This is a genomic window from Streptomyces sp. 4F14 (genome assembly GCF_048159485.1).
In the GTDB taxonomy this organism is placed as follows: Bacteria; Actinomycetota; Actinomycetes; order Streptomycetales; family Streptomycetaceae; genus Streptomyces.
Genome location: NZ_JBLRVY010000024.1, coordinates 60,637 through 81,503, shown reverse-complemented (window position 1 = coordinate 81,503; position 20,867 = coordinate 60,637). Strand labels below are relative to the sequence as shown.

The window sequence follows — 20,867 nt, the reverse complement described above, 5'->3', positions numbered from 1 at the left end:
GAGTCGACGGAGGTTCTGCGGATTCGGGGTGCGCGGGACGGGGGATGCCATAGAGTGCGGCCACTGTTCTCGGGGATGGGGGAACCCCAGTGCTGTTGTCTCGTCAGCGACTTGTGATGCTGGGCCTGTTGGTCGCCGTCGGCGGCCCCTGGTTGCGCGGCCCCTTGAACGACTACTACGCCGAGCAGTACCGCGAGGACGGCTTCCAGAGGTGGCTGGCCGTCGCGGGGTACGCCCCGTCGTGGCAGTACGACCCCGACGACATGGGCGGCATGGGCTACCTGCTGTCCAACAACCTGCTCACGCTGCTGATGTTCGTGGGGATCCTGCTGCTCCCGGCGCGGCTGCCGGCGCGCATGCCGGGCTGGCTGCGCTGCCTCGCCGGGAGCGTCCTGGCGGCGGAGCTGATGTACCTGGCGCTGTGGCTGATTCCCGAACTGTTCTACACGGACCCTTCGGACATCAGGTTCAACGAGACGGTGCTGAAGAACTTCGCACGCTCGGGGCTCATCTTCGGCCTGGCCGCGGGCATCGTGCTCGCACTGCTGACCAAGGGGTCCCCCGGAACGCGTACGGCCGTGTCCGCCAGGAGGGTGAGGGCGTTGTCGGGTCTGAGGAGCAGACAGGGGGTCGGAGTGAGAAACGCCGTACCGATGAGCATGCCGCTGGGGCGGACCAAGGGTGACGTCACCCGGTACCTGTGCGCGGCGGCCTACACGGACGAGACCTTCGCCCGCCGGGTGGTGGACGAGGTCCTCGCGGACGAGGCGAGCGCGGTCGCGCCGTCGCCGGACGTCGATCTGGTCGCGGTGACGCTGCACTGCCTCCACGCCGAGAAGCTGCGCCACGCGCGTGACCTGCGGCTGTCCGTCGCGTTCGGGGCCGTCGCGCTGGTCGCGCCGCTGTGGCTGATCCCGGCCGGGCTGTATCTGGGGGTCGTGCAGCGTCCGGTGCAGCCGAGCCTGTCGACGCGTGGGCGCCACCATCCCGACAGCAAGGTGCTGTGGGGGGCGGCGCTCTCGGCGGGGATCATCGCGCTGGTCGCGCTCTACTTCGCCGTCCTGCTGTCGTCGGCGCCGCTGCCCGGGTTCTTCGCCTGGCTGCTCGGCGGGTACGCGGGCGGCGTTCCGGCGGCGCTGGTGTCGTTCGGGGCGGTGGCGTCGGCGTACGCGATGGTCGTGCAGCACGAGACGCAGATCGACCGGCTGCTGCGCTCGACGATGACGCGTGAGACGTTCGGCAGGGTGCCGCCGCCCGCGCCGCCCCGCAAGGACTGGATCACGCGGCGGATCGCGGCGATCGGCGAGGCGCAGAACGGGAACGTGACGATCTACAGCGGCTACGCCCCGTGGATGGGGTACGCGGCGACCGTCTCCAAGTACCCGCTGACCGTGCCGCTGCTGCCCGCCGACGATCCGACGGGCACCGGCCGGCCGGTCGACACGACGCCGTTCACGGTGACCGAGCTGATCGCGCACGTGCGCCGCAGGATCCAGGCGACGGCCGGCGAGGAGGCGCTCGGGTCGCTCACGATCGAGGACCGGGTCTTCGTGAACGGGACGACGCTGACGGACGACCAGCGGTTCATGCGGGCGGACACGCTGGTGCCGGTGACCCGGCTGTCGCCGGAGGAGGTCGAGCAGGTCATGCTGCGGCCCACCGGGCATGTCCGGCACTATCTGGCGGTGCATGTGCCGTTGTGGGGCGGGGACGTCGTCCCGAGTGTGCTGCTGCACTTCTCGACGGCGAGCCAGACGCTCCAGCTGCACATCGACAACCACATCATGAGCCCGGTGTTCGCCGCCTACCACGCGGTGGACCGGCTGCGTGGTCCCGGGCTCGGGTCCGACGCGCGGCGCGGGGTGCTGGTGAACGCCATCGGCCGCACGGGCGGCGCGCTGCTGGCGGCGCCGTTCCGGGCCCGGCACCACGCGCAGTTCGACAAGCTGCACTCGCGGCGCATGGACGACGAGCTGAAGGCGATGGAGCAGGACCCCGGGTACGACTACGGGGCGCGGATCAGTGTGCGGGAGATGGCGCTCGACCCGAGCTACCACAACTACTTCCAGGTGCTGGACGCCGAGCGGATCACGGCACTGATCCAGCGTCACACGTTCGCGGCGATCCGGGAGTTCCTCGACGCGCACGGCTACGACACGACGGACTTCCGGGCGCAGCAGCAGACGATCCTCAACCAGGGCGTCATCCAGCAGGGCGGGACGAGCTTCGTCGGCAACCAGGCGATCGGCCCGAACGCGACCGCGCTCCAGGGCATCCCGAAGCAGCAGGGCGGCGGGGCGGCGGCTCCGAGCCCGGCGGGCGGCGCGGCCAAGTAGAGCCAAGGGGAGGGTTCATGAGTGACGCAGGCCGGCAGGGCCCGGTGATCAACCAGGGTGTCGTGCAGTACGGCGGCACGAGCAACGTCGGCAACCAGGCGATCGGCCCGGGCGCGACGGCGTACTCGGGGACGGTGTCCTTCGAGTCCTTCGACGCCGGGCGCTCGATGCAACTCCTCGACCGTGTCGAAGAGTTGCTGGTGCTGCACAGGGCGCAGCTGCCCGACCAGGAGGGCACGACCCATCAGCTGGTGCGGCTGCGTGAGGAGTTGGCCGAGCCGGAGCCGGAACCCGGCGTCGTGCGGCGGGCGTTGACGCGGCTGAACGACTTCGTGCAGCCGGTGACGCCGCTGGTGGTGGCGGTCGGGGAGCTGGCGCGGTCGGTGCAGGGGCTGCCGGGTCTGTGACCCGGCGCGTCCCGGCCGTACCACCGGGCCCGTCTTTTCCAGAAGCCTACGGTTTCCACACCTTCCCTTTGCCTGAACCCCTGTGAGACGATCGCCGCGCCTTGGGGGGAAGGCAGGGGGACGGCGTGCTTGACCCGCACGCCACGGGACCGACATCTCTTTCCAGCGACGTCCGGCTGACCACCGGGTGGCGCCTGCTTCTCCTAGGCATGACATGTACCTGGAAGGAGCGGCTGACCCGTGCTGAGAGCTTTCCGAAGAGACCCGCGCGCCCGGCGCGCGGCCCTGACCCGAGGCGTGGCCCTGACCGCGCTCACCACCTCCGCGGCCCTGCTGACGGGCCTGGTGCACGCCGTCCCGGCGCGCGCCGACGCACCCGGCGACCATCCCGCCAACCCCTACCAGCGCACCCTGCGGATCAGCCTGGGCGCCCAGGCCCGCCACGACCGCTGCCTCGTCGGACAGGCCACGCACTACGGCGGCCCGGAGATGAAGACGGTCGCGAGCGCCACCCTGTCCGGCCCGGACACCGCCCTCAGGACCGTCTGGGAGGAGTGGTGGTTCAAGGGCGGCCCGCTCGGCGATGCCCAGAAGCGGGACGAGGACGCGCAGGACGCCCGCGCCGTCGCGTTCGGGGACCGCCAGCAGCAACTGAACGAGGCCAACAAGCCGTACGCGTCCACCAACCAGTCGGGCGGCCGGGACTACTTCGCCCCGGAGTTCGGCGCCGACATCAAAGCCTTCGCGCAGGCCGAGCGGGAGTTCTCCTACAAGGTCAGCGAGGACCCGACGCCGAAGCCCGGCCAGGCCGCGGTCGACCGGGCCAGGGAGGTCCTCGCGGCCTTCGGCACCGGCGGTGACGCCTGGGCGGCGAGCTACAAGCCGCTCGCCGACACCGAGGTGCTCGGCTACAGCGGCGGCCCGGTCAACGGCTCGGCGAACGACTTCGCCGGGGTGCTGCGGTTCGGCGGCTACGCGACGCACGAGCCGGTGCCCGGCTCCATGGAGGAGCGCGGCGAGATCGAGGCCCTCAAGGCGGCCTGGGCGGGCTGCGACAGCGCCAACCCGGTCGACCAGTACCGGGTGCTGAGCGGGGTCGTCCTGCGGGCGCACGCCGAGTGGGAGGCGGAGTACGCCGCGCAGGCCGCCCAGCGCGCGGACGTCGTCGCCGCCGAGACGACCGCGTCGAAGGAGGTCCGGGCCGCCACCGAGGCGATGACCGAGGCGATCCGGCAGGCGTGGCAGGCCGACCAGATCCTGTTCTTCCAGAAGTACTGGGCGGCCCACAAGGACGACCTCCACTACCCCAAGCCCGCCGTGTTCACGAAGGCCGCGGCGGACCTGGCGGCGGCCCGGTCGGCCGCCGCCGCGCAGGTGCCGATCGCGGACAAGGCGGTCGCGGCGGCGAAGACGGCCGCCGAGAAGGCGGCCGCCGCCCAGGCGTCCGCGTGGGCGGTCGCCGACACGAACAAGACGCCGCGCGGCCGGGGCCTGATGTACGCGCAGCGCTCGGTGCAGGTCGCGAAGGCGTCGTACGCCGCCGCCCAGGCGGCCGCGAAGACGGCGCTGACCGCGTCGAACGCGGCGAAGGCGACGGCCGCCGACAGCCAGGCGCTGCTGGCGCTCGCCAAGACGCAGGCGCACGCCCTCCAGACGGAGTTCCGCAAGGCGGCGGCGCTGGAGGCGGCCGCGCAGGCGAAGGCGGCGGCGCAGGCGGCCGACCGGCAGGCCAAGGAGGCCGCCGCGAACGCCACGAAGGCGAAGAACGCTCAGGCCACGGCCGAGGCGGCGGAGAAGACCGCGCAGTCGGGCGCCGCCGAGGCGAAGCGGCAGCGGGAGACCGCCGAGCGCGAGAAGGGCAACGCCGCACAGGCGCGGGCCGACGCCGCCCACGAGCGGGCGAAGGCGGGCGAGGCAGAGCGCCGGGCGAGCGCCGAACAGGACGCGGCGCACGCGGCGCGCGGCGCGGCCGAGGCGGCCGGCGCGACGGCGGCCCAGAAACGGGTCGAGGCCGAGGAGGCGGAGGCGGAGGCGTATCTCGCCCGGGACCTCGCGGCGCAGGCCGAGCGGGAGAAGCAGGCGACCGCGTCACGGGCCCGCGCCCTGGAAGCCGCCGCGGCGGCCGCGACGGGTACGGCCAGCGCGGGTGAGGCGCGCGAGGCGGCGACCGAGGCGCGCGGCGCGGCCGACGACGCGACGGCGGCGGCGAGCCGGGCACAGAGCGCGGCAACTGACGCGTCGACGGCAGCCGTGGCCGCACGGGCCGCGGCGACCCGCGCCCAGGGTGCCGCGTCCCGCTCCCGCGCCTCGGCGGACGAGGCGATGGCGGCGTACGCCACGACGCACGCCGCCGCTGCCACCGCCCACGCGGCGGCGGCCGACGCGATCGACGCGGCGGCCAAGGCCGGCGAGAACGCCCGCGCCGCCGAGACCGAGGCGAAGAAGGCGCAGGCGTCGGCGGTGAAGGCCCGTCAGGAGGCCACGGGCGCCCGGGAGGAGGCGACCAGTACGGCCGCGTGGGCCGTGAAGACGGCCGGGTTCGCGATGGCCGCGGGACAGGCGGCGACGGCGGCCCGGGACGCGGCGAACGCCGTGACGAAGGCCGCCGACACCGCGATCCAGCTCGGCGCCCCCTACCAGGAGACGGACGTCTCGGCGGCGTTCGCGGTGCTGGTCGGGCAGACCTCCAAGACGCTCGCCGAACAGCAGGCGTCGGCGGCGAAGGCCAAGGCCGACGAGGCGGACCGGGCCACCACGGCCGCGAAGGCCCTCGCCGCCCAGGCCGAGGGCGACGCGAAGATCGCCGCCCAGGCGGCGGTGGACGCGGCGGACGACACCGAGAAGGCGCTCGCCTCCGTAGTGGCGGCCCGTGCCTCGGCCGCCGAGGCGGACCGGGCGGCGGCAGCGGCGAAGCAGGCCGACGCGAACGCCCAGCGCCACGACCAGCAGGCCGGCACCGACGCCGTGTACGCCGGTTTCGCCGCGGACGAGGCGGCGGCCGAGGCGGCCGCGGCCGACCGGGACGCGACGGACGCCGAGCGCGACGCCGTCCGGGCCCGCTCCTCGGCCGCCGCCGCGGAGTCGGACGCGTCCAGTGCCCGGTCCACCGCGACCAAGGCTGAGCAGGACGCCACCGCCGCCGAGACCGCCGCACGCAACGCGGACGGCGCCGCCCGGGAGGCGGACGCGAGCGCGGACCGCGCCGAGGAGGCCGAGCGCAAACGCCAGGAGGAGCAGCGCAGGACCGCGATGGCCAGCGGCGACACGGGCACCGGCGGTCCCCTGGAGGGGGCGCTCAACGCCTCCGACGAGGCGATCCTCTTCGGCCAGTGCGGCCAGCAGTGCGTCGACGACTACCGTGCCGCGCTCGCCGCCGTCAACAAGTCCGTCGTCGACTGGCTCGGCGAGAACGGCGCGGACATCCTCCTCGAAGTGCTCGGCGTGAACAACGTCAAGCGGTGCATCGGGCAGGGCGACATCGAGAGCTGCCTGTGGTCGCTGGTGGACGTGGCGAGCCTGGTCGTCGTGGTCGGGAAGATCCCGGCCATCGCCAAGGCCATCGTGCGGATCGTCAGCGGGATCGCGAAGTTCTTCGAGAGCGCCCAGTGGGGCCGTAAGACCCTCACGTTCCTGAAATCGATCATCGAGAAGGCCCGCAAGGGCGAGGAACTCGGCCAGTGCGTCCTGGACGCCTCCGAGCTGTTCCCGGACATCGCCCCCGGGACCCTCGGGTTCTCGGCGAAGGCCGCCGGCAAGAAGCGGTTCTGCGGGATCAAGCACATCTCGCCCGTCAGCGGTGACTGGTGCACCAAGCGGGGCGCGCACATCAACCTCATCAACGGCGCCGAGGTCGGGGTCCAGACCACGCACGAGCGCGGCGTCCTGATGGCCGTGCCCCTGCGCATGTCCAACGGCAAGGTGCCCACCGAGGCGGAGATGCGGGCGACCATCCAGGCGCTCACGGACAACGACATGCTCCGCGAGGACCTGATCCTGAAGTCCACCGAGGCGATGAACATCTTCAACCTGGACTCCAACGCCAAGCGCTACAACGACAACCTTCCGCCCGGCGGGAAGCGCAAGCCGCTCCAGTTCGGCTGCGACACGAACTTCGCGCCGAAGCTGAAGATCCTGATCGACGCGCTGAACATCATCACCGAGGAGAAGAAGAAGCGCGGCTGACGCGCCACGGGAAAGGGCCGCTCCGTACGGGGCGGCCCTTTTCGGGATTCTCCGGACCGCCGGAACGGCGGCGGTCTACGGTACGGGCACGAGGCGTTGCCCACCGTGACCGTCCGAGGAGGAACCCCGTGCCCTCGCCCTGCGATCCCGAGTACGCGCCGATCGGTGACGTGAGCACCGCGCTCATGATGATCGACTCCCGGCTGAAGACGCTCTACTCGGGCCGCACGACCGCGGACCCCGGGCAGCAGAAGCTGGTCGACCAGTACACGGCGTCGATGACTCCCCAGGGGGCGCGCGACGTCCTGGACGGGGCCTGCACCCTCATCTACCTGTACATGAAGTGGCTGCGGATGGCCCACGAGGAGCACGGCAGGGACGTCGTCGAGCAGGTCGTACCGAGCCTGGTGACCACCCTGCGGCAGATGACCCGGACCGTCGCGCCCGAGGCGGTCCCCACGATGGCCGGCCTGGTCGTCTCCTCGGCCATGGACCTGAGCCCGAGCCTGTGGCGCAAGCAGTACGGCAAGTGGACCAAGGCGGAGATGACGGCCCTTGAGGCGACGGCGACGCTCCTCGCGGAGCACATCAACCGGGTCACGGACGACCAGGACTTCGCGACGCGGCTGATCACGGACGCGTTGACGCGGGCGGAGGAGGGGGAGCCGGACGAGGACTAGCAGGCGTGCTCGACGTCCTTCGCGATCACGCTGTGCAGGGTGGCGGTGTCCGGTGTGGCGGGGTCGGGGACGGCGAACGTGTAGTGGACGTCCTGCGGGTACTCACCGACGACGACCGTGAGCTGCGTCCTGACCGTGGGCGGTTCCCACAGCTCCCACTCCACCCCGGCCGTCGCGAACAGCTGCTTCAGCTCCGCGAAAGTGACCTCCGAGGCGAGGGTGGCCAACTCCCCCGGCTGCCCGGTGGGCACCTCGACGGTCCCGGTCCAGGTGCTCAGGGCGACTGTGAAGATCCGCCGGCACTCGCACACCTCAAGCCGTACGTCCCCGTACGCGAAGGTCCGGGACCAAGTCCCCTTCGGATTCGGGAAGTAGTCGGCCGCTCTCGGCTCTCCGAGCACCTCGGTGACCGCGTCCAGTCCGGCCCCCGGCCTCAGGACACCGACACCGCCGGTCGTCGCGTACTCCGTCAGCACCCGTCTCATGTCCATGCCGGAGATGATCTCAGGCTTCCGTCAGGGTGTTGCGGAGTTTCCGCAGGCCCCGTCGCGCGTGACTCTTCACCGTGCCCAGCGGCCAGCCCGTGCGCTGGGCGATCTGGGTCTGGGTGAGGTCCTCGTAGAAGGCGAGGGTCAGGACCCGGCGCTGGGGCGGCGGGAGTTTGGCGAGTTCGGTGCGGACGAGGAGCCGGTCGAGGGTGGCCTCGGGGGCCGGCGGGTCGGGAGGCGCGGCTCCCAGCGCGCAGCGCCGCGTGCGGGCCGTCAGCGCGTCGGCGACGCGGTGGCGGGTGATGCCCAGGATCCACGCCGGGAACGTGCCGAGGTGGGGGCGGTAGGTGTGCCGGCCGCGCCAGACGCCGAGGAACACGAGCTGCGTGACGTCCTCGGCCTCCTTCGCGTCGCCCAGGCACCGCAGGGCGGTGGTGTGCACCAGCGTGGACCAGCGGTCGTAGGCGGCGGCGAGGGACGCTTCGTCGCCCGCGACGACGCCCTCGGCGAGTTCGGCGTCGGCCAGGGCGGCGTGGTTCATGGCGGGGCTCCTCGGGTGGGCGGTCGCAGCTCGTGCGAAGGGGCGTGCCCCCCGCCCGGCGGATTCCGGCGCGGGCCGCCCATCGTGCGAGGGAGCGTGTCGGCCCTCAACCTGCGTCGGTTCTGCGTCGGTTCGCGCGAGGATCGCCCCCATGGACAAGGACCCCGGCCTGACCACCGGCACCCTGGCCCGCCGCCTCGGCGTCGCCCCCACCACCCTGCGCACCTGGGACCGCCGGTACGGCCTCGGCCCCACCGCCCGCACCTCCGGCGGCCACCGCCGCTGGACCCCGGACGACGTGGCGGCCGTGGAGCGGATGTGCGGCCTGACGGCGACCGGCGTCCCTCCGGCGGAGGCGGCACGGCTCGCGGCGGGCAGGCGTGACGGGGAAGAGGCGGCACGGCTCGCGGCCCGGGGCCGTGGCGGGGAAGCAGCGCCGGAGCGCGCGGCCGGCGGGTGCGGCGAAGAGACAGCGGCCCACGCCGGTCACGGCACGACCAGAGGTCCCCTCGGCGACCACCAGGCCACCCACCGCGAGCGCCGCGGCCTGGCCCGCGCCGCCCTGCGCCTCGACTCCCCCTCCCTGGAACGCCAGTTGACCGCGGCGGTCGAGGCGTACGGTGTAACCACCGCCTGGGAGCACGTGATCGCCCCCGTCCTGCACGCCGTGGGCCGCAAGTGGGCCTCCTCCGGGGAGCGTTACGTCGAGGTCGAGCACCTCCTCTCCTGGCACGTCTCCACAGCCCTGCGGCACCGCACCACCCCTGTGACCGGCCCCGACCCGATCGTCCTGGCCTGCGTCCCTGGCGAGCAGCACACGCTGGCCCTGGAGGCCCTGCACGCCGGTCTCGCCGAACTCGCCCTGCCCGTCAGGATGTTCGGCGCCGCCGTCCCCGTACCCGCCCTCACCGCGGCGGTGGACCGGCTGGGCCCCTCCGCCGTCGTCCTGTGGGCGCAGACCCGCTCCACGGCGAACCCGGCGCCGGCCCGGCGGATCGCCGGCGCCCGGTGGGGTGTGCGGGGCGCCCGCCGCGGCCCTCTGGTCGTGCTGGCCGGCCCCGGCTGGCTGGGCCGCAGCGGCGAGGGGACGGTGCGGCCCGGCAGTCTGCGGGACGCGCTCGGTGTACTCAGTCGAGGCCGCGGGCCCGCCTGAAGCGGGCGAGGCCGTCGGCGAGGTCGACGATGGGGCCGGGGTAGTCGGCGACCGCACCGCGAAGACGCCAGGGCTCGTGCACCAACGGCCCCTCGACACCGGCGAGTTCGGGGACCCAGCGGCGTACGTACACCCCCTCGGGGTCGTACCGCTTCGCCTGTGTGACCGGGTTCAGGACCCGGTTGGGCCGGGAGTCCGTGCCGGTGCCCGCTGTCCACTGCCAGTTGAGCTGGTTGTTGGCCACGTCGGCGTCGACGAGCAACGACATGAAGTGGGCGGCGCCCACGCGCCAGTCGATGTACAGGGTCTTCGTGAGGAAGCTCGCGGCCAGCAGGCGGCCCCGGTTGTGCATCCAGCCCTCGTGCAGGAGTTGCCGCATCGCCGCGTCGACGACGGGGTACCCGGTGCGGCCCGCCCGCCACGCCTCGATGTCGTCCCGCGCGTCCGCCCCGGTGCGCCAACGGTCGTGTTTCGTACGGTAGTCGGCATGCGCGGCGTCGGGCCGGGCGGCGAGGACCTGGCGGTGGAAGTCGCGCCAGGCGACCTGCCGGCGGAACGCCTCGGCGCCCGGTCCGGGCACGGTCCGCACCAGGTGGACCAGTTCGACCGGCGAGAGCGTCCCGAAGTGCAGGTGCGCGGAGAGTTTCGAGGTCGCGTCGCCCGCGAGGTCGTCGTGCCGCTCCTCGTACGCGTTCACCCCGGTCCGCAGCCAGGCCGCGAGCCGCGCCCGGCCCGCCGTCTCCCCGCCGGTCCCCTCCCCAGCCGGCAGCGGCTCGGACGCGACCCCCTCGGGGACCCGTACGGTGCGCGGCGCGGCGAGCGGATGGCGCAGCGGGGTGCGGGACCAGTGGCGGTAGTAGGGCGTGAACACGGCGAAGTGGTCCGAGCCGGCGGGGAGTACGGCGCCGGGGGCGACGGCCGCGTTCACCGCGTCGTGGACGTGCAGCCGCGCCCCCAGCGCCTGCCGGAGCCGCTCCTCCCGGCGCTGTGCGAACCCGCTCACGTCGGCCGCCATGTGCACCGCGCCGGCGCCGGTCTCCGCGACGATCCGGGCCACCTCCTCGACCGGGTCCCCGCTGCGGACGACGAGCCTGCCGCCGCGCTCCCGCAGACCGGCGTCGAGGTCGCGCAGGCAGTCCGCGAGGAACGCCAGCCGGGCCGGGGCCGTGCAGCGGGGGTCGCGGACGAACAGGGGGACGACCTCGCGGGCCCCGGCGAGGGCCGCGGTGAGCGGGGGGTGGTCGTGCAGGCGCAGGTCGGAGGTGAACAGGACGACCGAGACGTTCATGGTGCGTGACTCCGGGGAGCGGGACGGATTGCCTTCCACAGATCACTTCCATGGCGGGGCGGTGTCCGGATGCTCCGAAGGGTCACGAATTCCAGGAGGTCGGCAGGAGGTCCGCCGGCAGCGGGTCGGGGCCGGTCCCGGGGTCGACGAGGTGCGCGACGAGCGCCGTCGTGGTGCGCTGCCAGACGCGGTACCGGCGCAGCATCGCGTGGTCGCCGCCTCTGACGAGCGCGAGGTCGGCGCGTACGGCGACACCCTGGGCCCGCCGGATCAGCTCGGCGCTCTCGCCGGCCGACGTGATGTGGTCGCGGTCGCCGTGCAGGGCGACGATCCGCCGCCCGGCGAGCTGCTCGACGGGTTCGCCGGGCGGCCACCAGGGAGCGAGCCCCACCACGGCGTGGACCAGCGGATGCCCGGCGGCGTGCAGGGCGGCCCGCCCGCCCATGGAGTGTCCGACCAGCACGGTGGGGACGGGCCCGTACCGCTCGGCGAGCCGGTCGAGCGCGCCGAGGGTGTCCGGTACGGGGTCGGCCTGGGCGCCGTTCCAGCCGCGCACCCGGTAGCGGACCCGGGTGACGAGGACGCCCTCCCCCACCGCCGCGCCCAGCGCCCGCGCCACGGGTTCCATCCGCAGCGCGGCGAGCTGCCGGGCCCGGCCGGGCCGTACGTCGTTCACCGCGCCCCCGTGCAGCACCACCACCGCCGCGCGGAACCGCCCGGTCACGCCGTCCATCCGCACCCCCGCCTCGGCCCCTGTCGGCCCGTCTCCCCCGATCCTCCCCCACCCCGTGCGCCCCGTAACCGCCGCGCCCCCTCAGGTGGTGGAGAAGGAGATCGGGCTGTGGTCGGACAGCGGGCCTCCGGCGCGCACGGCGTGGAGGTAGGGGTTGCCGTCGTTGGTGACCATCGCGTCGAGTTCGCTGTCCTGTGTGGAGCCGAAGTGCGTGGCCTCCCCGGTGAAGACGACCCGCAGCGACAGCGGCACCGTCGGCCACAGCTGGGTCGCCGGGTCGCGGTTCCAGTCGCCGATGGCCGCCCACGACGGCGAACCGACACCCCGCATGACGAAGTCGATCTGGGCGACGATGTTCGCGGCGTCGTTGCGCATCGCCCCGGCGGCGCCGAAGGACTGGGCGTGCACGTTCCAGTACACCGACGTGTTCGCGCTGCCGTCGGTGTCCTGCACCTCGACCCCGAAGCTCGGCCTGCCCGCGCCCCGCGCGCCCTGCGGGGGAATCATGAACACGCTCTGGGCCTGGGTCCTGGTGACGATGGCCATGTTGGTCCGTGTCCCCGCGCCGCCCACCTGGACGTGGTAGACGAAACGCCGGTTCCACAGGTACTCGACGACGGCGTACCCGCCCACCGCCGCGGTCCCCGGCAGCGGCCGTCCCGTGGGCCGCGCGGAGGCGGGCACCGCGCCGGCCTCCTGGAGGGTGACCACCGAGTACCAGGTCATCATCCCGACGACCTGGTCGGCCCAGTTGTTGGACGGCGGGTCGTTGGGGTTGCCGCCACCGCTGGACGCGCCCTGCATGTTCCACCCGGCGACGGTGTTGACCGACACGGTCGCGGCGGCGGGCTGGGCGGGCAGGGCCACGGCCGCAGCGGCGGCCAGCGCAACGGCCACGACCGCCGCACGGATTGGTCTGTGTGTCATCAGTACTCCTTCGTATAAAAAAGGCGGGATTACGCCAGCCAGCTCTGCGGCAACTCGGGGAACTCGTCGGCGAGTCGGCGTACGGCCTTGCGCCCCAGGTCCGTGTGGTGGACCTCGTCGCCCCGCACGAACACGTGCACCCAGTTGGGCAGGACGTACGCGGCGGTCGTCCCGCTCGCGAAGTGCCCCGGCAGCGTGGGGAACCGCTCGGCGAGCGGCCGGACCGAGCCCGGCGCCCAGTCGGTGTGGTGGACCTCGCCTCCGCGCACGAACCCGTACGCCCCGTTGGGCAGCACGTACGCCGTGTCCACGCCCCGCGTGAAGCTCCTCGGCAGCGTCGGGAACTGCCCGGCGAGCGTGCGGCCGGCCCCGCGTCTCCACCCGGTGTGGTGGACGTCGGCGCCTCTGACGAAGCCGTGGGTGCCGTCGAGGAGGGTGTACGCGGTGTCGACGCCCCGTGTGAAGCTCGCGGGGAGGCTCGGGAACCGGTCGGCGAGGGGGCGGAGGCCGCCGTCGGTGTGGAAGGTCTCGGCACCTCGGACGAACCCGAACTCGCCGTCGGGGAGCGGGTAGGCGGCGCTGATGGCGAGGGGCGACGCCGAGGCCGGGGACGCGAGCCCCACGGTCGTGCCCAGCGCCAGCGTGGCCGCTCCGCCGAGGACGCGCCTGCGATTCAGTTCGTGCATGCTGGGTCTCCTACTGAAGAGGCTTACGCAGAAAGGGAGTTCAGGGCGCGATCACGACGACGCGGAGGTAGTCCGAGCCGAAGTAGTCGTCGACGCGGGCCATGGTCACGGCCTGTACGCCGGTCGGGGCGCCCTGGAATCTGGGCTGCCAGTCGTGCCAACTGCCGTTGTCGTCCTGGTAGGTGCGGTACAGGACGCCGTGGGCGTCGAGGCCGAACGCCTCGATGAAGCCCCCGTTGACGGGCCCTCGGCCGATGACGGCGGACTGGAGTCCGGGAGGGCCGTCCATCGGGGTGAACGCGTACCAGCCCGCGTCCATCCGGGCCTGGTGCAGCGACCCGTCGACGCCGACGGCGAGGACCATCAGGTGCTCGTTGCCGTAGTCCAGGGTCCAGGCGATGTCCTGGATCTTCGGGGCGCCCATGAAGTCGGACTCCCACGGGCTCCAGGTCCCGGAGGTGTCGCGCGCGGTGTGGAAGAGGGTGCCGTCCTGGCCGATGCCGAAGACCTCGGCGGACGACACGGGCGACAGGGCGACGGTGACGGACTGGAGTCCGGTGGGGGCGCCGTTGAGGCCCGCGACCCAGCCCTGCCAGTGGGGGTCGCCGTCGTCGTCGTAGGTGAGCTGGTTCTGGTAGAGGACGCCGTCCAGGCCGACGGCGAAGAACTGGGAGACCGTCTCCTGCGGCGGGTAGGCCCCGCTGAACGCGGCGACGCAGCTCGCCTTGGGTGCGTCCATGAAGTCCGCCTGCCACGTCGACCAGCGGTCTCCGGTGCCCGGCACCTGCTGGTTGTAGTGGACGGTGCCGTCGTCGCCGACGGCGAACGCCTGGACGTACTGCATGCCGCCGGGGGCGACCGCGAGGGACCGCATCGTGAAGTCCTGGCCGCCGAACCTCGCCGTCCACCCCTTCGTCGTGCCGAGTTCGTTGTGGTGGCCGGTGCCGTCCGAACCGATCGCGAAGACGCCGACGTGGGCGAGGTCCTCGGTGATCGCGGTGACGGACCGGACGGCGGACGGCGCTCCGTCGAACCCGGCGACCCAGTCCTGCCAGTCGCCCGCCTCGTCCTGCGTGTTGAGGTACAGGTTGCCGTCGGGGCTGGCGTTGTTCGTCAGGACCTTGGAGGCGTAGCCGTGGACGCCGGTGTAGAGGTCCCAGCCGTCGGGGACGACGGTGGTCGTGTAGTCGCCGGTGCCGACGGCCGAGGTCATGAGGAGGCTGTGGAGGATCTTCCCGGTGCCCGGGTCGAGTTCGTACACGTACCCGTTGGAGCCGGCGAAGAGCCGTCCGGCGGCGGCGTTCACGGTCACCTTCGCGTAGACGCCGACGCCGCCGAGGCCGGTCGACCAGGACGCCTTCTGCCAGGTGTCGAGGTCGATCGCGTACGCGTAACCGTGCACTCCGGCGTACAGGTTGAAGCCGTCGGAGTCGATCTGTGTCGTGTAGCCGCCGATGCCGACCGTGGCGGCGACCAGCAGGCTGCCCAGGATCTTGCCGGTGCCGGGGTCGAGTTCGTACACGTAGCCGTTGCAGCCCGCGAAGAGGCGGCCGTCGTGGAGGAGGACGCTGGCGGGGACGTAGGCGAGGTTCCCGCCGACGGGGGTCGACCAGGCGGGCTGCTTCCAGTTGCCGAGGTCCACCGCGTAGACGTAACCGTGGACGCCGGCGTACAGGTTGGTGCCGTCGGTGGTGACCTGGGTGGTGTAGTCGCCGACACCCAGCGTGCTGCCGAGCAGGAGGGTGTTCTCGATGTCGCCGGTGTCCGGGGCGAGTTCGTACACGTAGCCGTTGGAGCCGGCGAAGAGGCTCTCGCCGTCGTTGGAGAGGGCGAGGTCGACGGGGTGATAGGAGCCCTTGCCGCCGAGGGGCACCTGTTGGGTCACCTCGAACTCGTCGAGGGAGAGGTAGTAGACGTAGCCGTGGGTGCCGCAGAAGAGGCTCGTGCCGTCCGAGGTGAGGGTGGCCGTGTAGTCGCCGACGCCCACGAGGTCGGTGAGGAGTCTCTGGTTGAGCAACTTGCCGGAGCCGGGGGCGAGTTCGTAGGCGTAGCCGTCGGAGGCCGCGAAGAGGCGTTTCTCGGAAAGAAGCAGTTCGACGGGGGCGTAGGTGAGGCTCTCGTTGGGCAGGCCCTGGGCCCAGACGCTGCCGAAGTTCTGGTCCTGCGAGACGACGCCGAGGCGGGGGCTGGCGAGGCCGACCAGGAGTTGCTTCAGGGTCTGGCCGAAGTCGCTGAACATGTCCTCGCAGGACGCCTTCTGGCCCGTGGCCCAGGACTTGAGGTCCGTCATCGAGGCGCTCGTGTCGCCCGCCCGGCTGGGGAAGCGGTCGCGGATCGACTGGACGGTGATGTCGGTGTCGCCCTGGGTGAGGAGGTCGAGGATCGCCTGCTGGGACTGCTGGGCGGCCGTACTGGTCGCCTCGACGCCGGCGGAGCCGCCCGCGCCGGTCAGGAGGGTGGCGTCGCCCCAGACGACGTACGGGGTCGGCTGCTGGACCGAACTGACGTACAGGGACGAGTCGTTGTAGTGGTTGTGCAGCATGGCCGAGCCGAGCTGGGCGACCGCGCCGGTCAGGAAGGTCAGGTAGTTCTGGTAGGTGCCGCCGAGACCGAGGCGGGTGTCGGCGACGAGGCCGCTGCCGAGGGCGCGACGGACGAGGGTGGCCGCCTCCTGGGAGGTCTGGGGGTCGTTGGAGGGGCCGTTGTACGCCGGGTCGTAGAGGCCGAGGCCCGCGAGGCCGGGTTGCTGGGCGGCGGTCATGTTCTTGATCTGGTCCCAGTCGGCGACCGGGAGGAGGTTCTGTCCGGCGGCCCACTCGATGAACCACTGCATGACGAGCGTCTTGTTGACGAGGTGTCCGGCGGCGAAGGAGTCCTGGAGGAAGTGGTCGGCGTACCCGTTGTACATGAGCGCCTGCCGGGCCAGTTCGGGGTCCCGCTTGTTCAGGTAGGAGCGCTGGGCGAGGTTGCGGGCGACGAGGTGGAAGGACTGCCAGCGGTACCAGGAGAACGGCGCGAAGTGGCAGGCGTTGCGGGCCAGCAGGCCCTGGTAGTGGTCCTCGCCGAGGAAGCCGAGCCCGGAGGTGAACTCGTCGAGGGAGGACGTCTCGACGATGTCGTTGATCAGGTCGAGTTTCCAGGGCGCGGAGGCGGCGTACGCGAACTCGTCGTTGGGCGCCGCACGGCCGGTCCGGATGCCGGTGAGCTGGTTGAAGCTCTCCTGGCGGATGCACTGGAGGATCCCGAGGAGGGTCTCCGTGGGGACGTCCCCGAAGGCGCCCGCGTTGGCGAGGTAGTCGGGCAGCGCGTTCAACTCGCCGTAGGTGACGAGGAGTCCGGCGTCGGGGCCGATGCGCAGGGTCCTGATGCCCAGCTTGAGGGCGTCGATGTCCTGTTCGGTGACCTTCTGCGGGGCGTCGCGCCACAGGTTCTGCAACTGAATCTGCGCGTCGAGGACAGCGCCCCGGTCGGGCGCGTTCGCGGTGATCGACAGCAGGTTCTTGGTGGGGGCGTCGCCGAGGATGCGGTGCTCGTAGGAGACGTGCCGCTGGATCGCCGGTGAGCCGCCGGGCGGTACGACGACCCGGGCCCCCTGCCGGGTGCGGCCCCCGGCGACGGCGTCGGCCCACCGGTCGGCCTGCCGCTCCCAGCGGTCGCCGGTTCTGCCGATGCCGGTACCGACCCCGCCGAGCGCCTGTTGGACGGCGTGCGCGGCCTCGTGCGCCAACAGCCGGAATCCCGCCGGGGTTTCGGGCCGGTAGGCGCCGTGCCGGAAGTACACGTGGGAGCCGCTGGTGAACGCGTCGGCGCCGAGCGCGCGGGCCCGGCGGTCGGCGTCCGGGCCGGTGTGGACGCGCAGGGCGGACAGGTCGGCGCGCAGACCGCGTTCGAGGCGGCGCAGGATCGGTGGGGGCGGGCTCTGTCCGGTGTCCGCTGTCGTCATCGGGCCTCCGTAGGTCGGTGGGTGGCGCCTCAGACGTTAGGGAGGGGCGGGGAAGGAAAAGCTGGCAGCTTTCTGTATCGGCAGGGCGCCCATGACTCAGGCTCTGACCTGCTCATTTGCCGGTCAGGCACCCATGCGACCGGCAGCGCTAGAGCGCCGTCGCCCTGTCGAGGAGACCCAGGGCCTGCACCTGCCCCTTGCGGTGGCCGGTGCCCCGGTGCACGGCGAGGGCCTCGCGGGCGTGGGTGGCGGCGGTGGTCCGGTCGCCGCGTTCGAGGGCGCCGCGTGCGAGGACGGTGAGCGCCTCTCCCTCGACGAGGACGTACTCGGTGCGGCGGGCGAGGGCCAGCGCCTCGCGGGCCTGGGCAAGGTCCGTCGGGACGGCGACGGACGCGAGGCCGAGGAGGGCGCGGGCCTCCTGGTCGTACGCGCCGCGCTCGCGGGCGAGTTTCAGGGCCTCCCGGTACGCCTCGGCGGCCCGGTCGCGCCGGTCGAGGGCGAGGAGCACCCCGCCGAGGGTGACGCGGGCGGCGGCGCGGAAGTATTCGTCGACGTCCTCGTCGCTCAACTCGACTGCTTTCAGGGCGAGTTCGAGGGCGCCGTCGGGGTCTCCGCTGTCGCGTCGGGCGGATGCCGTCAGGCGCAGGACGTACGCCTCGACCCCCGAATCGTTGCTGCGGCGGGCCATCCTCAGGGCTTTCGTGAACCGGCGTGCCGCCTTCTCCGGCTCGCCGAGGAGGTGCAGGGCGCGGCCGATGTTGGCCTGGCGGTGGATGCGGCTGTGCTCGGAGTCGAGGTCGGGCGGGAGGCGTTCGGCGCGCAGGAGGCAGTCCAGGGACTCGGTGAGCCGGCCGAGGTCGCGCAGGACGTTGCCGAGGTTGTCGAGGACGACGGGGTGTTCTCCGGCGAGGCCGCTGCGCCGGTCGAGTTCGGTGGCCGCCTCCAGGTGCCCGGCGCTGCGCCGGAGTTGTCCGCTGAGGCGGGTGACGGAGCTGAGGTTGGTGTGGGCGGTGGCGGCACCCTCGTACCACTCGGCGGACTCGGCGAGCGCGAGGAGCTGCTCGAAGTGGCCGGTGGCCCGGTCGGTGCGGCCCTGCTGCATGTGCGCGTGACCGAGCAGGTTGTGGACGGCGGCCTGCGCGAGCGGCTCCCCTGCCGTACGCGCCGCCGCGAGCGCGGCCTCGCCGACGGCGGGCCAGTCCACGGCGTGTTTGCGGGTCCACGCGTATCCGCGCAGGGCGTCGGCGAGCCACCAGGACGCGGGGTCGCCGTCGGCCGCCGCCTGGTGGACGGCCGCCGCCAGGTTGACGAGTTCGGTGTCGAGCCAGCGCATCGCGGAGGTCTCGTCGGGCAGGTCGAGGGGCGGGGGCCCGCCGAGCACCTTCTCGCGGATGCCCGGCAGGCGCTGCTTGCCCGGGTAGAGGAGGCGCGCGCAGTGGTCGACGGTGGCCAGCAGCCAGGCGTACAGGGCCCCGGCGGCGGCCGCACGGCTCCCGGCGGTCTCCTCCTGGGCGAGCCGTTCGGCGGCGTACAGGGCGATGAGGTCGTGGAAGCGGTAGCGGCCGGGCCGGTGTTCGCGCAGCAGGTGCGCGGCGGTGAGCCGGTCCAGTGTCCGGGCGGTCTCGGTGGCCGTGCGGCCCGTGACGGCGGCGACGGCGTCCCGGCCGGTCTCCGGGCCCGGTATCAGCGACAGCAGCCGGAAGGTCCGCCGCGCCTCGGGCTCCAGGGCGTGGTAGGAGAGGCCGAAGGCGTTGCGTACGGCGGTGCTGCGGTCGCCGGTGGCGGACAGGGCGGTGAGGCGGTCGCCGCCCCGGAGTTCGTCGGCCCGGTCGCGCAGGGTGTGGTGGGGGGTGTGGTCGAGGTTGGCGGCGGCGATGCGCAGGGCGAGGGGGAGGTGGCCGCAGGCGTGGGCGAGGTCGGCGGCGGCGTCGGGTTCGGCGGCGACGCGGGCCGCGCCGAGGGTGCGGACCAGCAGGAGCCGGGACTCGTCGGGGGTGAGGACGTCGACGCCGACGCGGTGGGCGCCGTCGCGGGCGGCGAGTCCGGCGAGCCGGTCGCGGCTGGTGACCAGGACCGCGCAGCCCGGTCCGCCGGGCAGCAGGGGGCGGATCTGCTCGGCGTCCACGGCGTTGTCGAGGACGACCAGCATCCGGCGTCCGGCGGCGAGGGTGCGGTACAGGTCGGCGGCGGCCTCGGGGGTGCCCGGGATGCGGTCGGGCGGGGTGCCGAGGGCCAGCAGGAACCGGGCCAGCGCCTCGGCGGGCCGCACCGGGGCCTGCTGCGCGTGCCCGCGCAGGTCCACGAAGAGCTGCCCGTCGGGGAAGCGTTCCCGCGCCCGGTGCGCCCAGTGCACAGCGAGCGCGGTCTTCCCCGCCCCGGCGGGCCCGGTGAGCCCGCCGAGGGCGCCGGTCTCGAACAGGGCATCCAGCCGGGCGAGTTCACCGGCGCGTCCGGTGAAGTGCGGGGCGTCGTAGGGCAGGAGCGCGGGCGTCTGGTGCCGCGTCGCCGGGCGCGGCGGCTTGCCGCGGACGACTTCGAGGTGGGCGTCCGCCAGTTCGGGCCCCGGCAGCACGCCGAGTTGGTCGTCGAGGCGGTCCTTCAGCGCCGCGTACAGGTGCAGCGCGGCGGCCTGCTGCCCGGACGCGGCGAGCGCCAGCATCAGCCGGGCGTGCACGCCTTCGTGGAGTTCCTCCAGGTCGGCGGTGCGCTGGAGTTCGGGTACGGCGTCCTGGGGGCGGCCGAGGGTGCGGGCCGCGTCGGCGTAGGACTGGACGAGGGTCAGGCGCAGGCGGGTCAGGGCGATCGCCGAGGGGTGTTCGCGCAGGGAGGACGGGGAGCCGTGGAGGACGGGGCCGCGCCACAGGCGTAACGCGGTCGCGGCCGCCTCGTACGCCTCGTGCGACGCGGTGAGGTCGCCGGGGTGGGTGGCGCGGGCGGTGAAGCGGGCCGCGTCCGACTGGTCGGGGGTGAGGGCGAGTTGGTAGCCGTCGCGGGTGCGGCGCAGGATCGCCGGGTCCTGCGGGTCGAGCAGGCGGCGCAGCCGGGTGACGTACGTGTGGACGAGGTTGAGGCAGGTGGCGGGTGGTGCGTCGGCCCACAGGACGTCCACGATCTCGTCGCGGGACACGGGCTTGCCGGGGTGCAGGGCCAGCAGGGCGAGCAGGGCGCGCTGTTTCGCCGTGCCGGGGTCCACGGGGTGGCCCGCCACGCGCAGGGTGAGCGGGCCGAGGACCGCCAGTTCGACGCGGGCCGTGTCCAGGGCGGCGAGCAGGCGGTGCACGGGGCGGCCGTACGGCCGGTGGGCGCGGCCGTTCTCGATCTCGCGGATGCTGCGGGTGCTGACCTGGGCCAGCTCCGCCAACTGGGGCTGGCTCAGGCCCCGTTCCCGCCGCCGGGAGCGGAGCCACGCCCCCAGTTCCTCAGGCGTGCGCTCCACCGTGTCCCGTCCCCAGCGTGCCTGGCCCGTGCCGGACGACGGCGCAGGTCAGTGGTCCTTCGCCGGG

Annotated in this window: 13 protein-coding genes; 5 read left to right on the top strand and 8 right to left on the bottom strand. The window is 73.2% G+C overall.

Annotated features, from left to right (window positions below):
* Nucleotides 1–116 precede the first annotated feature (116 nt).
* The 4 genes from ACLZOT_RS34090 (at nucleotide 117) to ACLZOT_RS34075 (ending at nucleotide 7,605) form a co-directional block, all read left to right on the top strand.
* Nucleotides 117–2,336, top strand: a complete 2,220-nt coding sequence (locus tag ACLZOT_RS34090; protein WP_416973013.1) for a hypothetical protein — start codon at nucleotides 117–119, stop codon at nucleotides 2,334–2,336.
* Between the two features lie 17 nt (nucleotides 2,337–2,353).
* On the top strand, nucleotides 2,354–2,743 hold the full coding sequence (locus ACLZOT_RS34085; protein WP_416973012.1) for a hypothetical protein: 390 nt from the start codon (nucleotides 2,354–2,356) through the stop codon (nucleotides 2,741–2,743).
* Between the two features lie 240 nt (nucleotides 2,744–2,983).
* Nucleotides 2,984–6,925, top strand: a complete 3,942-nt coding sequence (locus tag ACLZOT_RS34080) for a hypothetical protein (protein ID WP_416973011.1) — start codon at nucleotides 2,984–2,986, stop codon at nucleotides 6,923–6,925.
* Nucleotides 6,926–7,053: 128 nt separating this feature from the next.
* Nucleotides 7,054–7,605, top strand: a complete 552-nt coding sequence (locus ACLZOT_RS34075) for a hypothetical protein (protein ID WP_416973010.1) — start codon at nucleotides 7,054–7,056, stop codon at nucleotides 7,603–7,605.
* Here the strand turns inward: ACLZOT_RS34075 and ACLZOT_RS34070 are convergent.
* On the bottom strand, nucleotides 7,602–8,096 hold the full coding sequence (locus ACLZOT_RS34070; protein WP_416973009.1) for a hypothetical protein: 495 nt from the start codon (nucleotides 8,094–8,096) through the stop codon (nucleotides 7,602–7,604). The two genes, ACLZOT_RS34075 and ACLZOT_RS34070, sit on opposite strands and share 4 nt — an antisense overlap.
* A 13-nt stretch (nucleotides 8,097–8,109) precedes the next feature.
* Nucleotides 8,110–8,634, bottom strand: a complete 525-nt coding sequence (locus ACLZOT_RS34065; RefSeq protein WP_416973008.1) for a sigma-70 family RNA polymerase sigma factor — start codon at nucleotides 8,632–8,634, stop codon at nucleotides 8,110–8,112.
* A gap of 151 nt (nucleotides 8,635–8,785) precedes the next feature.
* Here ACLZOT_RS34065 and ACLZOT_RS34060 point away from each other — a divergent pair, with 151 nt between their 5' ends.
* The gene (locus tag ACLZOT_RS34060) at nucleotides 8,786–9,787 is read left to right on the top strand and encodes a MerR family transcriptional regulator (protein WP_416973007.1); all 1,002 of its coding nucleotides are present in this window, start codon (nucleotides 8,786–8,788) and stop codon (nucleotides 9,785–9,787) included.
* Here the strand turns inward: ACLZOT_RS34060 and ACLZOT_RS34055 are convergent.
* From ACLZOT_RS34055 to ACLZOT_RS34030, 6 genes are all read right to left on the bottom strand, one after another.
* Nucleotides 9,762–11,075, bottom strand: coding sequence for a cryptochrome/photolyase family protein (locus ACLZOT_RS34055; RefSeq protein WP_416973006.1), 1,314 nt, complete (start codon nucleotides 11,073–11,075; stop codon nucleotides 9,762–9,764). The two genes, ACLZOT_RS34060 and ACLZOT_RS34055, sit on opposite strands and share 26 nt — an antisense overlap.
* An 82-nt stretch (nucleotides 11,076–11,157) precedes the next feature.
* Nucleotides 11,158–11,808, bottom strand: a complete 651-nt coding sequence (locus tag ACLZOT_RS34050) for an alpha/beta hydrolase (protein WP_416973005.1) — start codon at nucleotides 11,806–11,808, stop codon at nucleotides 11,158–11,160.
* An 81-nt stretch (nucleotides 11,809–11,889) separates the two neighbouring features.
* On the bottom strand, nucleotides 11,890–12,735 hold the full coding sequence (locus ACLZOT_RS34045; protein ID WP_416973004.1) for a hypothetical protein: 846 nt from the start codon (nucleotides 12,733–12,735) through the stop codon (nucleotides 11,890–11,892).
* A 29-nt stretch (nucleotides 12,736–12,764) separates the two neighbouring features.
* Nucleotides 12,765–13,421: a hypothetical protein gene (locus ACLZOT_RS34040; RefSeq protein ID WP_416973003.1), complete on the bottom strand. Its 657-nt coding sequence runs from the start codon at nucleotides 13,419–13,421 to the stop codon at nucleotides 12,765–12,767.
* A gap of 40 nt (nucleotides 13,422–13,461) precedes the next feature.
* Entirely contained in the window at nucleotides 13,462–17,364 is a 3,903-nt protein-coding gene (locus ACLZOT_RS34035) for an eCIS core domain-containing protein (RefSeq protein WP_416973002.1), read from the bottom strand.
* A gap of 148 nt (nucleotides 17,365–17,512) precedes the next feature.
* Entirely contained in the window at nucleotides 17,513–20,800 is a 3,288-nt protein-coding gene (locus tag ACLZOT_RS34030; RefSeq protein WP_416973001.1) for a BTAD domain-containing putative transcriptional regulator, read from the bottom strand.
* Nucleotides 20,801–20,867 lie beyond the last annotated feature (67 nt).

Bases quoted from the DNA above. Each gene is read 5' to 3' on its own strand.
- ACLZOT_RS34090 (WP_416973013.1), top strand. From the start codon at position 117: ATGCTGGGCCTGTTGGTCGCCGTCGGCGGCCCCTGGTTGCGCGGCCCC.
- ACLZOT_RS34085 (WP_416973012.1), top strand. From the start codon at position 2,354: ATGAGTGACGCAGGCCGGCAGGGCCCGGTGATCAACCAGGGTGTCGTG.
- ACLZOT_RS34070 (WP_416973009.1), bottom strand. From the start codon at position 8,096: ATGGACATGAGACGGGTGCTGACGGAGTACGCGACGACCGGCGGTGTC.
- ACLZOT_RS34065 (WP_416973008.1), bottom strand. From the start codon at position 8,634: ATGAACCACGCCGCCCTGGCCGACGCCGAACTCGCCGAGGGCGTCGTC.
- ACLZOT_RS34060 (WP_416973007.1), top strand. From the start codon at position 8,786: ATGGACAAGGACCCCGGCCTGACCACCGGCACCCTGGCCCGCCGCCTC.
- ACLZOT_RS34055 (WP_416973006.1), bottom strand. From the start codon at position 11,075: ATGAACGTCTCGGTCGTCCTGTTCACCTCCGACCTGCGCCTGCACGAC.
- ACLZOT_RS34050 (WP_416973005.1), bottom strand. From the start codon at position 11,808: ATGGACGGCGTGACCGGGCGGTTCCGCGCGGCGGTGGTGGTGCTGCAC.
- ACLZOT_RS34045 (WP_416973004.1), bottom strand. From the start codon at position 12,735: ATGACACACAGACCAATCCGTGCGGCGGTCGTGGCCGTTGCGCTGGCC.
- ACLZOT_RS34040 (WP_416973003.1), bottom strand. From the start codon at position 13,421: ATGCACGAACTGAATCGCAGGCGCGTCCTCGGCGGAGCGGCCACGCTG.
- ACLZOT_RS34035 (WP_416973002.1), bottom strand. From the start codon at position 17,364: ATGACGACAGCGGACACCGGACAGAGCCCGCCCCCACCGATCCTGCGC.